The sequence below is a fragment of the Mycobacterium sp. 852002-40037_SCH5390672 genome (genome assembly GCF_001665875.1).
Taxonomy (GTDB): domain Bacteria; phylum Actinomycetota; class Actinomycetes; order Mycobacteriales; family Mycobacteriaceae; genus Mycobacterium.
This window is the reverse complement of the sequence record NZ_LZTA01000140.1, coordinates 34371-50986: the sequence shown is the minus strand read 5'-3', so window position 1 is coordinate 50986 and position 16616 is coordinate 34371. Positions and strand designations below refer to the sequence as shown.

9 protein-coding genes are annotated in these 16616 nt (G+C 67.4%); 8 read left to right on the top strand and 1 reads right to left on the bottom strand.

Annotated elements, in window-relative coordinates; translation table 11 throughout:
- Positions 1–38 precede the first annotated feature (38 nt).
- The 3 genes from A5782_RS24885 (at position 39) to A5782_RS24875 (ending at position 4073) form a co-directional block, all read left to right on the top strand.
- Complete coding sequence (locus A5782_RS24885; protein WP_067105010.1) at positions 39–500, top strand: hypothetical protein; 462 nt, start codon at positions 39–41, stop codon at positions 498–500.
- 96 nt (positions 501–596) lie between these two features.
- The gene (locus A5782_RS24880) at positions 597–3269 is read left to right on the top strand and encodes a bifunctional FO biosynthesis protein CofGH (protein WP_067105063.1); all 2673 of its coding nucleotides are present in this window, start codon (positions 597–599) and stop codon (positions 3267–3269) included.
- A gap of 39 nt (positions 3270–3308) precedes the next feature.
- Positions 3309–4073: a maleylpyruvate isomerase N-terminal domain-containing protein gene (locus tag A5782_RS24875; RefSeq protein ID WP_067105008.1), complete on the top strand. Its 765-nt coding sequence runs from the start codon at positions 3309–3311 to the stop codon at positions 4071–4073.
- 24 nt (positions 4074–4097) lie between these two features.
- Here A5782_RS24875 and A5782_RS24870 read toward each other — a convergent pair whose 3' ends face one another.
- A complete protein-coding gene (locus A5782_RS24870; RefSeq protein ID WP_067105006.1) occupies positions 4098–4430 on the bottom strand; it encodes a hemophore-related protein in 333 nt (110 codons plus the stop codon).
- 387 nt (positions 4431–4817) lie between these two features.
- Here A5782_RS24870 and fdxA point away from each other — a divergent pair, with 387 nt between their 5' ends.
- The 5 genes from fdxA (at position 4818) to cysC (ending at position 16569) form a co-directional block, all read left to right on the top strand.
- The gene (gene fdxA / locus A5782_RS24865) at positions 4818–5144 is read left to right on the top strand and encodes a ferredoxin (protein ID WP_067105062.1); all 327 of its coding nucleotides are present in this window, start codon (positions 4818–4820) and stop codon (positions 5142–5144) included.
- 41 nt (positions 5145–5185) lie between these two features.
- A complete protein-coding gene (gene dapC / locus A5782_RS24860; protein ID WP_156624105.1) occupies positions 5186–6271 on the top strand; it encodes a succinyldiaminopimelate transaminase in 1086 nt (361 codons plus the stop codon).
- 96 nt (positions 6272–6367) lie between these two features.
- Positions 6368–8731, top strand: coding sequence for an amino acid permease (locus A5782_RS24855; RefSeq protein ID WP_067105060.1), 2364 nt, complete (start codon positions 6368–6370; stop codon positions 8729–8731).
- Between the two features lie 386 nt (positions 8732–9117).
- Positions 9118–15492, top strand: coding sequence for a type I polyketide synthase (gene pks2, locus A5782_RS24850; protein WP_067105004.1), 6375 nt, complete (start codon positions 9118–9120; stop codon positions 15490–15492).
- Between the two features lie 408 nt (positions 15493–15900).
- The gene (cysC, locus tag A5782_RS24845; protein WP_067105003.1) at positions 15901–16569 is read left to right on the top strand and encodes an adenylyl-sulfate kinase; all 669 of its coding nucleotides are present in this window, start codon (positions 15901–15903) and stop codon (positions 16567–16569) included.
- Positions 16570–16616 lie beyond the last annotated feature (47 nt).

Sequence of the window (16616 nt, the reverse complement as noted above, 5' to 3'; positions counted from 1 at the left end):
AATCTGCAGCACTGGCAGGACCGGCTGGACAGCCTACAGTGGGTTATCGGCTCGATTATGTCCAACTTCGACAGCGTCCCGACCTGACCGAAACCAAGCCACGGGTCGTGTCCGTTGACGACAGCGGCGCGACCGACCCCGCGATCCGTTTCGTTGTGTTGGCCCTCTTGGCGGTCGACGGGGTGCTCTCCGCACTCGCCGGAGCTCTGCTGCTGCCTCTATATCTCGGGACGGTTCCCTTCCCCATCAGCGGACTGATTTCTGGACTGGTCAACGCGGCGCTGGTGTGGGCCGCCGGGCGCTGGACCCGCTCACCGCGGCTGGCGGCGTTGCCGTTGTGGACGTGGTTGTTGACCGTGGCGGTGATCAGCATGGGTGGCCCCGCCGACGACGTCATCCTGGGTGGCCGCGGCCTGATGGCCTACGGGGCCCTATTACTGCTGGTCCTGGGGGTCGGACCGCCGGTCTGGGTGCTGTGGCGGCGTGGGCGGGGTGCCTGACGTCCGGCCGGGATGTCGCCCGCTGGCCGCCGCGGGTGTGCCGCTACTGTTGACTGTTGCCCATACGGCACCCGCCAGCGGGTGCCACGATTTCACATGTTGGGACGCACGGATGAAATTCGATCGTGGGGAAGTTACACCAAGGTGCTGTTGACTCCGGGCGAGGAACCTACCGCTCTGCCCAACCCTGTGGTTCCGGCCAAGGTTTCTCCGGAAACCCCGTCGAAGGCTGAAGGCTCTTCGGGGGCCTCGCCGACGGTCAGTGCGTCGGCCCTGCGACGGGTATTGCGACGGGCTCGAGATGGTGTCGCGCTGAACATCGACGAGGCGGCGCTCGCCATGACCGCGCGGGGTGCAGACCTCGCGGATCTGTGCGCCAGTGCGGCGCGGGTACGCGATGCGGGTCTGGAGTCGGCCGCACGGCGCGGCCCGGGCGGCGGGCTGCCGATCACCTACTCACGCAAGGTTTTTATCCCGGTCACCCACCTGTGCCGGGACAGCTGTCATTACTGCACCTTCGTCACCGTCCCCGGCAAGCTGCGCGCCCAGGGCGCCGGCATGTATCTCGAACCCGACGAGATTCTCGATGTTGCCCGCCGCGGTGCCGAACTCGGTTGCAAGGAAGCGCTATTCACCCTCGGTGACCGGCCCGAGGACCGCTGGCCGGAGGCGCGTGAGTGGTTAGAGGCGCGTGGCTACGATTCCACGCTGTCCTATGTGCGGGCGATGGCGATCCGGGTGCTCGAAGAGACCGGGCTGTTGCCGCACTTGAACCCCGGCGTGATGAGTTGGTCGGAGATGGCGCGGCTCAAGCCGGTGGCGCCGTCGATGGGCATGATGCTCGAGACGACGTCACGGCGGCTGTTCGAGACGAAAGGGCTTGCGCACTATGGCAGCCCGGACAAAGATCCGGCCGTCCGCCTGCGCACTTTGACCGATGCGGGCAGGTTGTCGATTCCGTTCACCACCGGGCTGCTGGTGGGCATCGGCGAGACACTGGCCGAACGCGCCGACACCTTGCATGCGATTCGCAAGTCGCACAAGGAGTTCGGTCATGTGCAAGAAGTGATCGTGCAGAACTTCCGGGCCAAGGAACACACCGCGATGGCCGCGGTTCCCGATGCGGGCATCGAGGATTACCTGGCGACGGTGGCGGTTGCGCGGTTGGTGCTCGGTCCCGGGATGCGCATTCAGGCGCCACCCAACCTGGTGTCGCGCGACGAATGCCTGGCGCTGCTCGGCGCCGGAGTCGACGACTGGGGCGGTGTTTCACCGCTGACGCCCGACCACGTCAACCCGGAGCGGCCGTGGCCGGCCCTGGACGAATTGGCCGCCGTCACCGCCGAAGCCGGTTACGAGCTGGTCCAGCGGCTGACCGCACAGCCCAGATACGTGCAGGCCGGCGCGGCCTGGATCGACCCGCGGGTGTCCGGACACGTGAGGGCGCTGGCCGATCCGGCGACCGGGCTGGCTCGCGACGTCAACCCGGTAGGGCTGCCCTGGCAGGAGCCCGACGACGTCGGCTCCTCGGGCCGCGTCGACCTCAACGCGGCGATCGACAGCGAGGGCCGCAACACCGAAACGCGCAGCGACATCGACAGTGCCTTCGGCGACTGGGAATCGATCCGTGCACACGTCCACGAGCTGGCCGCCCGTGCTCCCGAGCGCATCGACACCGATGTGCTCGCAGCGTTGCGCTCCGCCGAACGCGACCCCGCCGGCTGCTCCGACAGCGAGTACCTATCGCTGGCGACCGCCGACGGTCCCGCACTGGAAGCGGTTGTCGCCCTAGCGGATACGCTGCGGCGCGAGACGGTCGGCGAGGACGTGACGTTCGTGGTGAACCGCAACATCAACTTCACCAACATCTGCTACACCGGCTGCCGGTTCTGTGCGTTCGCGCAGCGCAAGGGCGACGCCGACGCGTACTCGCTGTCCACCGACGAGGTGGCCGACCGCGCCTGGGAGGCGCACGTCCAAGGCGCCACCGAGGTGTGCATGCAGGGCGGCATCGATCCCGAGCTGCCGGTCACTGGCTACGCCGACCTGGTCCGCGCCGTCAAAGCTCGGGTGCCGTCGATGCACGTGCACGCGTTTTCACCGATGGAGATCGCCAACGGAGTGACCAAGAGCGGGTTGAGCATTCGCGAGTGGCTGATCGGCCTGCGGGAAGCGGGCCTGGACACCATCCCCGGCACCGCCGCCGAGATACTGGACGACGAGGTGCGCTGGGTGCTCACCAAGGGCAAGTTGCCGACGTCGCTGTGGATCGAAATCGTCAGCACCGCACACGAGGTGGGGCTGCGGTCGTCGTCGACCATGATGTACGGCCACGTCGACAGCCCGCGGCACTGGGTTGGCCATCTCAACGTGCTGCGTGACATCCAGGACCGCACCGGCGGTTTCACCGAGTTCGTGCCGCTGCCGTTCGTGCACCAGAGCTCACCGTTGTATCTGGCCGGAGCGTCGCGCCCGGGGCCCACCCATCGCGACAACCGGGCGGTCCACGCGCTGGCACGAATCATGTTGCACGGCCGCATTTCCCAGATCCAGACCAGCTGGGTCAAGCTTGGTGTGGAGCGCACGCAGGTAATGCTCAACGGCGGCGCCAACGATCTGGGCGGCACGTTGATGGAGGAGACCATCTCCCGGATGGCCGGTTCGGAACACGGTTCGGCCAAGACGGTGGCGGAGCTGACGGCGATCGCCGAAGGCATCGGCCGCCCGGCGCGGCAACGCACCACCGACTACACGACCCTGGCCGCGTAGTTCGCTTGCTTGTCGGAGGCGTCGGGTATACCGGAGGCCGTGAACCGACAAATCGACGAGGACCGATTCCCCGAGTGGCGGCCGTTCGCGGATGCGGTGCGCCGGCACGGTCCCGACGCCGGCACCTGGTGTGAGGCCTGGACGGTGCGCGACATCGTCGTCCATCAAGCCGGAAACGCCGAAGAACTCGCGCGGGTGCTCGGCGCTCACCTGCACGGTCAACCCGTCGCCACCCGCAACTTCGAGGAACGTGAAAGCCCGCTGCGCGCCTTGAACGACGCGGACCTGTGGGACGCGCTGCTGGACCGGATGGCCACCCTCAACGACGTCGCGGTAGCGGCCGAAGGACTCCCCGCGGACACCGATGTCGCCTGGACGGGCCGCACCATGAAGGTGCCCTGGTTCGCCGAGCACATGCGCGAAGAGCTCGTCCTGCACAGCTGGGACATCACCGGGGACGAACCGGAGGCCCAGGCCCGGCTGGCCGAGCCGTGGATGACCACGCACAGCGTCCGCGCGGTCGGCAGGCCGCTATTGGTGAAGGGGGCCAAGCAGCTCCGGCCGGGTGAGCGCATCGAAGCCCGGCTGCGAGCCGACGGCACCGACGACGTCGTCCTGGCCGCCGACCCGGATCAGATCACCATCGGGCTTGCCGAGCCGGAAGGCCCGGCCACCCTGGAAACCGACGCCGCCGCGCGGGTGCTGCTGCTCTGGGGCCGTAGGCCCGCCGACCCATCACGCATTCGCAGCCGCGTCGGGCCGGAAACCCTGGGGCGCGTGCGCCGCCTGCTCGGCGGCTACTGAACCGCTTCGCGCGAAGCGATCGGCTCAGTAGTTGTTACAGGTGACCGCGACCTGGTTGATGTCGTCGTAGTACTTCTGCGCCGACGGCATGCTCTGGATCTGCTGAGCCATCTGCTGGCGCTTCGGCGGCGGCGAGGCCAGGAAGTTGCGGATGTAGGACTGCGCCACCGGCGACGAGTTCAGCTGTTGGGCAGCCGCCGGGTCGGTCGCGTTCAGCGCCGCAATGACCTGCCCGTAGTTGCAGGTGGTGTTGATGATCGCGTCCGTGGGGTCAGCGGATGCGACCCCGGCCGTGGCGGTCAACGCCACCGCCGCGCTGCCAACAGCAACGCCCAATTTGCTCAACGACAGCCTCATGTGTGGACACCTTCCCCAGTTAATGCACCGCTATTACCGGCGAGAACATCTGCCCAGCGGTTGCCGTCCTTCGGTTGAGATTACCAGGCCCCGCGAGCGTGCTTGCAACGCAACGGATATCGCAGGCCACTACCGGGGAGTTACTCTATGCAGGTCAGCGGCTTGTCAGCGGTGTTCGCCATCGGCGAAACGGGGCCCGGTCGCAGGCTCCGAGACTGTCGGTCTTAAATCGGTATTTCGACAGGCGCGCCAAATGGTTGACCTGTATCTGCGACGTCTAGTATCAGTAACCGAAAGCTTCACCGAGCGGTCCGACGCGCCGGTGCGAGCTGAGCAGCAGCCCACATTTGAGCCCAGTAGATGGCCTAGTACATGGAGGAGACGTCTGTGACGTACACGATCGCCGAACCCTGTGTCGACATCAAGGACAAAGCCTGTATCGAGGAGTGCCCGGTCGATTGCATCTATGAAGGCACGCGGATGCTCTACATCCATCCCGACGAATGCGTCGACTGCGGGGCATGCGAGCCGGTGTGCCCCGTGGAAGCGATCTACTACGAAGACGATGTGCCGGACCAGTGGAGCCAGTACACGCAGATCAACGCCGACTTCTTCGCCGAGCTGGGATCGCCCGGCGGTGCGGCCAAGGTCGGCATGACCGAGAACGACCCGCAAGTGGTCAAGGATCTGCCTCCGCAGGGCGAGGGCGACTGAGCGGCCCGGTGCCATACCAGCTCAAAAAGCGCCGACCGGCAGTGTCGGCGACCCTGCCGGAGTTCCCCTGGGACACGCTGGCCGACGCGAAGGCGCTGGCCGGCGCCCATCGGGACGGGATCGTCGACCTGTCCGTCGGCACCCCGGTCGACCCCGTCGCTCCGGTGATCCAGGAGGCGCTGGCCGCCGCCGCGTCGGCGTCGGGATATCCCGCGACCGCCGGTACCGCCCGGCTGCGCGAATCGGCGGTCGCCGCGCTGGACCGCCGGTTCGGCATCACCGCGGTGCCCGAGGCGGCCGTGCTCCCCGTGATCGGCAGCAAGGAGCTGATCGCCTGGCTGCCCACGCTGCTGGGCCTGGGCCCCGCGGACGTGATCGTGGTGCCCGAGCTGGCCTATCCGACCTATGACGTCGGGGCCCGGCTGGCCGGAGCGCGGGTGCTGCGGGCGGATTCGCTGACGCAGCTGGGTCCGCAGTCGCCGTCGCTGTACTACCTCAACTCGCCGAGCAATCCGACGGGACGTGTCCTGGGCTGCGATCACCTGCGCAAGGTGGTCGGCTGGGCCCGCGACAGGGGCTGCCTGGTGGCCTCCGACGAGTGCTATCTGGGGTTGGGCTGGGACGACCAGCCGCTGTCGATCCTGCACCCCGCGGTCTGCGACGGCGACCATACCGGCCTGCTCGCGATCCACTCCCTGTCGAAGAGCTCGTCGCTCGCCGGGTACCGGGCCGGTTTGGTCGCGGGAGACCCCGAGCTGGTCGCCGAGCTGCTGGCGGTGCGCAAGCACGCCGGGATGATGGTGCCGGCGCCGGTGCAGGCGGCCATGATCGCCGCCCTGGACGATGACGCCCACGAGCTGGCGCAGCGGGAACGCTACGAGCGGCGCCGCGCGGCGCTGCTGCCCGCACTGCGTTCGGCCGGCTTTACCGTCGACCATTCCGAAGCCGGCCTCTACCTGTGGGCCACCCGCGGTGAGCCGTGCCACGACAGCGTCGCCTGGCTGGCGCAGCGCGGCATCCTGGTGGCGCCGGGTGATTTCTACGGACCGCGGGGTGCGCAGCATGTGCGGGTTGCGCTGACCGCCAGCGACGAGCGGATCGCCGCCGCGGTGCAGCGGCTCTCCTAGCCCGGCCCGCACCGCCTGGCGGCCCCGAGACGGGCAACCGTGCACAATGCATCGGAGGCGTTCCACGGTTCTCAACCTCGGGTAAGGACGGTGCTCGTGACCAGTGCGACCGGCAAGCTGCGCATCCCGACGTCGCTTGGCGACATAACCAAGCGTGTCTTTCTTGGAAAGCCTCTGATCACCGAGGAACTGGCGTCCGAGAAATTGTCGAATCCGGTTGCCCTGGGGGCCCTTTCGCCGGACGCGATCTCGTCCACCGCCTACGGCACCGAGCAGATCCTGATCGAGCTGTTGCCGAAGGCCGGGCTGGCCGCGTTTGCATTGTTGCTCCCCCTCACCGGCGTCATCTTGCTGATTCTGCTACTGGTGACGGCGTCGTATCGGCAGGTCGTGGTGGCCTACACCCGAGCGGGCGGGTCCTACATCGTCGCGCGGGAGAATTTCGGGCCCCGGGTGGCGCAGGTCGCCGCCGCGGCACTGTTGATCGACTACGTGGTCACCGTCGCCGTGCAGTCGGCGGCCGGGACAGTTGCGGTGGTGTCGGCGATCCCGGCCCTGGGCCCGCACAGCCTGGAAATCACCGTCGGTGTGGTTCTTTTTATCTGCTATGCGAACCTGCGAGGGTTGAAGGAGGCGGGGTGGCAATTCGCTTTCGCGACTTACTTCTTCGTGGTTATGGTCGGCCTGACAATCATCGTCGGTGTGCTGCGAGTGTTGTTCGGCGATCTGCCGGTCTACGACCCGGCCCACATGGCCGGAACAGTGCCGGTTCACCAGGGCAACGGCCTGGTGATGGGCGCGACGATCCTGGTGTTATTGCGCGCATTCGCAAACGGGGGTTCGTCACTGACCGGCGTCGAAGCGATCTCGAACACCGTCGACCTCTTCCGAAAACCGCAGGGCCGCAACGCACGCCGGGTACTCACCGCTATGGCCGTCATCCTCGGCTTCTTACTGGCAGGCGTCGCCTATCTCGCGCACGTCACCCACGCCACGCCGTATCTGAGCGAGTATCCCTCGGTCTTGTCGCAGATCGGCCGTGCGGTCTTCGGACACGGCTTACTCGGCGACGTCTTGTACGTCTTGGTTCAGACGTCTACCGCCGCCATCCTCTTCACGGGTGCGAACACCAGTTTCAACGGATTCCCGGCGCTGGCCAGTTTCGTCGCGGAGGACCGCTTCCTGCCGCGGCAGTTGACGAAACGCGGGCACCGCCTGGTGTTCTCCAATGGCATCATCGCGCTGACGGCGCTGTCGGTGGGACTGCTGGTAGCGACCGGCGGTTCGGTCAACGCGCTGGTTCCGTTCTACGCGATCGGCGTGTTCACCGGTTTCTCGATGGCCGGTTACGGAATGACCAAACACCATCTGACCCACCGAGAGCCGGGTTGGCGACGCCGGCTGGCGATCAACCTGTCTGCGGGCATCCTTTCGACGGTCATCGTCGGCATCTTCGCGGTGGCGAAGTTCACCGAGGGCGCGTGGTTGGTGGTCGTCGTCTTTCCGCTGCTGGTGTTCGTGCTGATGCGGCTCAACCGCGAATACCGCGCCGAGGCGGCCATTCTCGAGATGTTCCGCACCGACCGCCCGGAATTGGTGAAGTATGCCCGGCACAAGGTCTTCGTGTTTGTGAACTCGGTTGACCTCGCTGTCATCGAAGCTCTGCGCTACGGCAGGGGATTACGGGCCGACGAGCTGGTCGCGGTGCACTTCATGGTTGATGAAGCCCATGCCCAGTTGATCCGAAAGCGTTGGGACCACTTTGAACTCGACACCCCGTTGCGAGTGGTGGACTGCCCGGACCGGCGGATCACCCGGGCCGCGCAGGTGTTGGTCGCCAAGGCCCGCGATGAGCAGCGGAACACCAACGTCACGGTGTTGCTACCCCGCCGCACGTACGCACCGATACTGGGTCGGCTGCTGCACGACCGCACCGCGGACAAAGTCTCCCGCGCGGTCAGCCTGATACCGGACGCCGCGGCGACGATCGTGCCCTACGACGTGCAGACCCGGATCCAGCAGGCTTTCCCGGACAACTTCGAGCAACGGATCGCCCGCGAGCTCGACAAGGTGGAAGCGTGGATCAACGAGGATCAAGAGCACAACGTCGAAGCCTATGAGCACCCCGACCGCGGGCCAGCGCTGATCACGGTGTCGGGTTTGATACCGGGCCAGCGCGCGACCTTTGAAGGACGGGTGAACCAAGTCGAGGACATCAAAGAAGGCAGGCGGACTCGGCGCCAGGTCGTCGTCGGCGACAGCAGCGGCGAAATCAGCGTCACGTTCCGTTCCGGGCACGGTGGGGCCGACATAGCGCCCGGTCAGGTTCTGCGGATCACGGGCAAGCCCAGGCAGACCGGCAACCGGCCCATATCGATGGTCGATCCGGCGTATCACGTCATCGAGGATCCCGCGAAGGACGCCGAGTCCGAAGACTCCGAACAAACCAGCGACACATAGCCGCACGTCCCAGCGGCCGCAGGTCAGGCCGGGGACGTACGAATTGCCTTGAAGATAGAGCATTTTCGGCCGCTGGTTTCCCCGCCTGGGCATAGTGGGCCTGCCTCGGGGGTCGTGGGCCACCGGCGGGGTCAGGATTGACGGGGTTACGCAGGCACGGCGCGGGTTTCGTGACACCCCGGTGTCGTTGGTGCGTTATCGGTAAGACCGAGCCGAAATTGTCTACTCCCGCCGACCCGACCGGGTTCGACTGTAAACTGACACCTGCATAATAAGGCCTGAAACACGGGAGAGATGACGGTGCGCGCCGATGCTCACGGGCTCCCCGCGCTTGCGCACGGCTATCGAATGCCCGAGTGATCGGGCGAGGATAGGGGACTTGCACGTTGCGTGCCGCAAACGCCACACCCGTTGCCGTCATCGGGATGGCCTGCCGACTTCCCGGCGGGATCGACTCCCCGCAACGCCTCTGGGAGGCGCTGCTGCGCGGTGACGACTTCGTTGGCGAAATTCCCGCCGACCGGTGGGATGCGGACCTGTTCTACGATCCCGAGCCCGGCGTCCCCGGCCGATCGGTAACTCGGTGGGGCGCGTTCCTCGACGACGTCGGCGGCTTTGACTGCGACTTCTTCGGCATGACCGAGCGCGAGGCCACCGCGATCGACCCGCAACACCGCCTGCTGCTGGAAACGTCATGGGATGCGGTCGAGCACGCCGGCCTCGACCCGGCGTCTTTGGTTCAATCGCAGACCGGTGTGTTCGTCGGTCTGACCCACGGTGACTACGAACTGCTGTCCGCCGACTGCGGCGCGGCCGAAGGGCCGTACGGATTCACCGGCACCAGCAACAGCTTCGCGTCCGGGCGAGTCGCCTACACGCTCGGGCTGCACGGCCCGGCGGTGACCATCGACACCGCGTGCTCGTCGGGGTTGATGGCCGTCCACCAGGCGTGCGGCAGCCTCGGCGGCGGCGAATCCGACCTCACCCTGGCCGGTGGCGTCGTGGTGACCTTGGAACCGCGCAAGTCCGTTTCGGGTTCGCTGCAGGGCATGTTGTCCCCGACCGGCCGCTGCCACGCCTTCGACGTCCGGGCCGACGGATTCGTGTCCGGCGAGGGCTGCGTCATGCTGCTGCTCAAGCGGCTCGACGACGCGCAACGCGACGGCGATCGCATCCTGGCGGTGCTGCGCGGCACCGCGGCCAATCAGGATGGCCGGACCGTGAACATCGCGGCGCCCTCGGAAACGGCTCAGGTCGCCGTTTACCGGAAGGCCCTGGAGCTCGCCGACGTCGACGCGGCCACGGTCGGATTGGTCGAGGCGCACGGCACCGGCACCCCGGTCGGCGATCCGATCGAATTCGCCAGCCTGGCCGCCGTGTACGGCACCGGCGGCCCCTGCGCCCTGGGATCGGTGAAGACCAACTTCGGTCACCTGCAGTCGACGTCGGGGCCGCTGGGGTTGATGAAGGCGATCCTGGCGCTGCAGCACGCCGTGGTGCCGCAGAACCTGCACTTCACCCGGTTCCCCGACGAGATGGCCCGGATCAAGACGGATCTCTTCGTGCCGCAGAGCAATACGCCGTGGCCCAGCAACGGACATCACCCGCGCCGCGCCGCGGTGTCGTCGTACGGGATGTCCGGCACCAACGTGCACGCCATCCTGGAACAGGCCCCGGTACAAGCACCAGCGCCAGAATCGGGCGCACCCTCCGTCGGGGGACCGCTTTTGTTTCCCTTGTCGGCCACGTCCGCCGAGCAGCTGCGTGTCACCGCCGCGCGGCTGGCGGCCTGGCTCGACGAGCACGACAGCGTTGCGGGTAACGGCGAAAATGCCCCAGGCTTAAGGGACCTCGGCTACACACTGTCGCGCCGGCGCGCGTACCGACCGGTGCGGACCGTGGTCTCGGCGAGCACTTTCGGCGAGTTGGGCACGGAGCTGCGCGCGGTCGCCGACAGCGACGTCCCGTATGAGCCCGCGGTGGGACAAGACGACCGAGGCCCGGTGTGGGTGTTCTCCGGGCAGGGCTCGCAGTGGTCGCGGATGGGCGTTGAACTGCTGGCCAAGGAGCCGGTTTTCGCCGCGACGATCGCGGCCATCGAGCCGTTGATCGCCGCGGAATCGCGCTTTTCGGTGACCGAGGCCATGTCGGCGCCGGCGGTGGTGAGCGGCATCGACAAGGTGCAGCCGACGATCTTCGCGATGCAGGTCGCGCTCGCCGAGACGATGAAGTCCTACGGGGTGCGTCCCGGTGCCGTCATCGGGCATTCGCTCGGCGAATCCGCGGCGGCCGTCGTCGCCGGCGGGTTATCGGTCGCCGATGGTGTGCGCGTCATCTGCCGTCGCTCTAAGCTGATGGCGCGGATCGCGGGCAGTGGCGCGATGGCGTCGGTGGAACTGCCGGGACAACAAGTGCTGTCGGAACTGTCGATTCGCGGTATCTCCGACGCCGTGCTCTCCGTGGTCGCATCGCCGACATCGACCGTCGTCGGCGGTGACACCCAGACCATTCGCGAACTGGTCGCGGCCTGGCAGGAACAGGACGTGATGGCGCGCGAGGTGGCGGTGGACGTCGCCTCGCATTCACCGCAGGTGGAGCCGATCCTCGACGAGCTGGTCGAGGTCCTCGCCGATCTGCAACCGATGGCGCCCGCGGTGCCGTACTATTCCGCGACGCTGTGGAACCCGCGCGAGCGGCCGTCGTTCACCGGCGACTACTGGGCCGAAAACCTGCGTTGCACGGTGCGATTCGCGGCCGCCGTGCAGGCCGCCCTCAAGGACGGGTTCCGAGTTTTCGGCGAGCTGGCGCCGCATCCGCTGCTGACTCACGCCGTTGAGCAGAACGCCGGGAGTCTGGACATGCCCATCGCCGCCCGGGCGGCCGTGCGCCGCGACCAGGAGCTGCCAGTTGGCTTGCGCGGCTTCGTCGCCGACGTACACAGCGCCGGGGCGCACGTGGACTTCTCCGTCCAATACCCGACAGGGCGTTTGGTGGATGCCCCGCTGCCGACGTGGACCCACCGCCGACTGATGCTCAGCCGCGAGGCAACAGAGCACGCACACGGAGCCACTGTCCAGGCCGTACACCCCCTGCTCGGCGCTCACGTGCATCTGCAGGAGGAACCCGAGCGCCACGTCTGGCAGGGCGAGGTCGGCATCGGCGCACATCCGTGGCTTGCCGATCACCAAATCTACAGTGTCGCTGCGTTTCCCGGCGCAGCCTATTGCGAGATGGCGCTAGCGGCCGCTCATGCGGCCCTGGGTGAGTGGGCCGAGGTGCGCGACGTCAAGTTCGAGCAGACACTGCTGCTGGGCGACGAGACGCCGGCGTCCTCGGTGGCGAGGGTCACCGCGCCCGGTGTTCTCGAGTTCACCGTGGACACCCACGAGGACGGCGAACGCATCCGCCGGGCAAGCGCGGTCCTGCATGCGTTCGCCGGAGACGACGCCGACTCAGCCGTACCGCGGCAGCCGTCCGCTCACGACCTGGCAACGCTGATCGCCAACCATCCGTCCCGCATGGACGGCGCGGAATTGCGAAGGGCTTTCGACGCCGCGGGAATTCACTACGGTCCGGCGTTTTCGGGTCTGTCCGCGGTGCTGGCCCCCGCCGGGGAGATCACCACGCTGCTTGCCGAAGTCGCACTGCCGGGCCCCATCCGCTCGCAGCAGTCGGCCTACACCGCACACCCGGCCTTGCTCGACGCGTGCTTCCAGTCGGTCGTCGTATCGCCGGAGGTGCAGAATGCCGGGGCCGGCGGTCTGCTGCTGCCGGCCGGGGTGCGCAGGTTGCGCAGCTATCATTCGACGCGCAACGCGCAATACTGCCTGGCCCGGGTCACGTCCTCGCGCCCCGGCGAATGCGAGGTCGACCTCGACGTGTTGGACAAGTCCGGGACGGTGCTGTTGACCGTCGAGGGACTACGGCTGGCCGGCGGCACCTCCGAACACGACCACGCCCATCGGCTGCTCAACGACCGGTTGTTGACCATCGACTGGGAGCCCCGGGAACTGCCCGAGACGGCGCACAGTCAGCCCGGCTGCTGGGTACTGCTCGCCGCGTCCGACGCCGATGCCGACCCCCACGACCCGTGGACGGCGCGACTCGCAGAGGCCTTGAGTTCCGATGGCGCGCAATGCAGCACGGTGTCCGTACCCCTCGGCGCCGTGGATACCGCACAGCTGCGGTCGCTGCTGTCCGCCGCCGGCCAGAGCGCCCGCAACGGTCACGGGCCGTTGAAGGGGCTGAACGGCGTCGTCGTGGTGACCGCGGCGCCCGATGGCCCCGCGGGCGACCCGCGCGCACCGCGACGCGGCCGGGATTACGTGTCGCATCTGGCGGCCGTCGCCCGTGAGCTCTCGGAGCTGCCCGGCGAGTCGCCGCGGCTGTACGTGGTGACCCGGACTGCCGCACGCGTGACCGCCGGTGATGTGGCGAACCTGGCGCAGGGCGGGCTGCGCGGGCTGATGCGGGTGATCGACTCCGAGCATCCGCATCTGAGCGCCACCCAGATCGATGTCAACGACACGACCGACCCCGAACATGTTGCGCTGCAACTGAAAAGCGGATCGGAAGAAGACGAGACCGCCTGGCGAGGCGACCAGTGGTACGCCGCGCGCCTGCGGCCCGGGCCGCTTCGCCCGGCCGAGCGGCGAACCACCGTCGTCGATCACGAGCGTGACGGCATGCGCCTGCAGATCCGCACACCCGGTGACCTCGAATCGCTGGAGTTCACCGCCTTCGACCGGGTGCCGCCCGGGCCGGGGGAGATCGAAGTGGCGGTGACCGCGTCGACCATCAACTTCGCGGATGTCCTTGTCGCCTTCGGGCGCTATCCCACCTTCGAGGGTTACCAGCAACAGCTGGGCGGCGACTTCGCCGGCGTGGTGACCGCCGTCGGACCGGACGTCACCGAGCACAAGGTCGGCGACCACGTCGGCGGGATGTCCCGCAACGGATGCTGGGGCACTTTCGTCATCGCCGACGCCCGGCACGCTGTCACGCTGCCGCCCGAGGTGCCGGTCGAAGACGCCGCCGCGGTGCCGACCGCGTCCGCGACCGCGTGGTACAGCCTGCACGATCTGGCCCGCATCTCACCGACCGACAAGGTGCTGATCCATTCCGGGACCGGTGGCGTCGGGCAGGCGGCCATCGCGATCGCCCGGGCCGTGGGTTGTGAGATCTTCGCGACCGCGGGTAGCCCGCAGCGCCGGCAACTGCTGCGCGACATGGGTATCGAGCACGTCTACGACTCGCGCGGCACGGAGTTCGCCGATCAAATCCGCCGGGACACAGACGGATACGGCGTCGACGTGGTGCTCAACTCGCTACCCGGCGCCGCGCAACGGGCGGGAATCGAACTGCTGGCCCTGGGCGGACGCTTCATCGAGCTGGGCAAGCGTGACATCTACCGCGACACCCACCTGGGGCTGTTTCCGTTCCGTCGCAATCTGTCGCTGTTCGCCGTCGATCTCGCGCTGCTCACATTCAGCCATCCGCACACGGTTCGGCGCCTGTTGACCACCGTGTACCAGCGCACCGCCGCCGGCGAACTGCCGTTGCCGCGCACCACGCACTATCCGATTCACGACGCGGCCGCTGCGGTGCGTCTGGTCGCCGGCGCGGGGCACACCGGCAAGGTGGTGCTGCACGTGTCGCGCGCGGGAAGCAGTGTGGCCGCCGTGACGCCGGAAAAGGTGCGGCCGTTCCGCGCCGACGGTGCGTACATCATCACCGGCGGCATCGGCGGGCTGGGCTTGTTCCTGGCCGGTGAAATGGTGGCGGCGGGCTGCGGGCGGATCGTGCTCAACTCCCGCTCGCAACCCAACGAGCAAGCGCGCGAAGCCATCGAGCGACTTCGCACCGCGGGCGCCGACATCGCGGTGCAGTGCGGGGACATCGCCGAGCCCCAGACGGCCGAGCGGCTGGTGGCGTGCGCCACCGCCACCGGACTGCCGGTTCGGGGAGTGCTGCACGCGGCGGCGGTGGTCGAGGACGCCACGGTGGCGAATGTCACCGACGAACTCATCGACCGGTGCTGGGCGCCAAAGGTCTACGGCGCGTGGAACATTCATCAAGCCCTGCAGGAGGAAAAAACCGGGCAGCCGCTGGACTGGTTCTGCTGCTTCTCGTCTGCCGCCGCGTTGGTGGGCTCGCCCGGGCAGGGTGCGTACGCCGCGGCCAACAGCTGGCTGGACGCGTTCGCTTACTGGCGTCGCGCCCACGGGCTGCCGGGCACCTCGATCGGGTGGGGGGCGTGGTCCGAGGTTGGCCGCGCCGCGGCCCTGGCCGAGGACGCCGGCGTCGCGATCAATCCGGCCGAGGGCTTCCGCGCATTCGAAACGCTGCTGCGCTACGACCGCCCGTACTCCGGCTACGCGCCGATCATGGGGACGCGATGGTTGACATCCTTCGCGCAACGCAGCCGGTTCGCCGAGGCTTTCGGCTCGATGGGCCAAGGCAAACCGGACACCGGCAAGTTCCTCGCCGAATTGCGGGCGTTGCCGCGCGAGGAGTGGCCGTCGGCCATTCGCCGGTTGGTATCCGGTCAGATCAGCCTATTGCTCCGTCGCACAATCGATCCCGATCGGCCCCTGTCCGACTACGGTTTGGATTCGCTGGGAAACTTGGAGCTGCGCACCCGCCTCGAAACCGAGACTGGTGTGCGCATCAGCCCCGCCAAAATCACCACCGTTCGCGGTCTGGCGGACCACTTGTGTGACGAGCTGTCTGATCTGCAAGCCGCACCGTCAGCATCCTGACCCGCGCATGCCGTCGAGGCCCCGCCGCGCGATTACCGGGCAGGTTCGCGAACGGGCTCGATGGGGGAGGGGTCAACGCGCAGCGGCACAATATAAACCCCCGTAAATTGGCCATCTTTACTTGTGGACTGGTTCTAACCCGGATTCATTGATAAACAATATGGTGAAGGTATGTGGCCAGGATCGATGCGACGAGTTCGCCGTGCCGAAGCGCGACATCGGTGTCGGCAGGCACGTGGATTCCTGTCGGGCGGATGCGATGCCCGGCCGGCCACCAGTACCGCGACCGGTGATGCGGAGGATGGTAAGTGGCCGTTGACGTTTCGTCACTACCGGTAATTGAGACGGTCAATCCCGCCTCGTGCGCACGTCCATGCGCGACTGACGCGTTGTGAACAGGAGCTGGACATGGCCAACAACATCACCTGGCACGAACATCAGATAAGCCGCGCCGAGCGCGAGAGCCTCAACGGGCACAAAGGCTGCGTCATCTGGTTCACCGGACTGAGCGGCAGCGGCAAGAGCACGGTGGCCAACGTCGTCGAGCAGAAGCTCTACGCGCGGGGCATACGCAGCTTTCTGCTGGACGGAGACAACGTCCGCTATGGGCTCAATGCCGGCCCGGAACTGCTCGAAGAGCGTCACGGACTCGAGTTCGCGAAGCGGTTCGGCCTGGGATTCTCCGCCCAGGATCGCGAGGAGAACATCCGCCGTATCGGCGCGGTCGCGAAGCTGTTCTGCGAGTCCGGCGTCATCGCGTTGACGGCCTTCATCAGTCCTTACGTTCGTGATCGTGACGCAATTCGGGCCACCCTGAACGACGGCGATTTCCACGAGATCTTCATCGACACCCCGATTGAGATTTGCGAGCAGCGCGATCCCAAGGGCCTCTATAAGAAAGCCCGGGCTGGCGAGATCAAGGGATTCACCGGAATCGACGATCCCTACGAGGCGCCCGCGCGGCCCGAGCTGAGGCTCGAAGGCGGCAACAAGGAAGCCGACACGCTGGCCGAGGAGGTGATCGCCCATCTCGAGCAGGTAGGCGTCATCTCCGTCCCGGTCCGGCGAGACGCTTAGCGGGCAGCCTCGGCGACGACGGCTTCGGGAGCCGTTCACCGCACAGG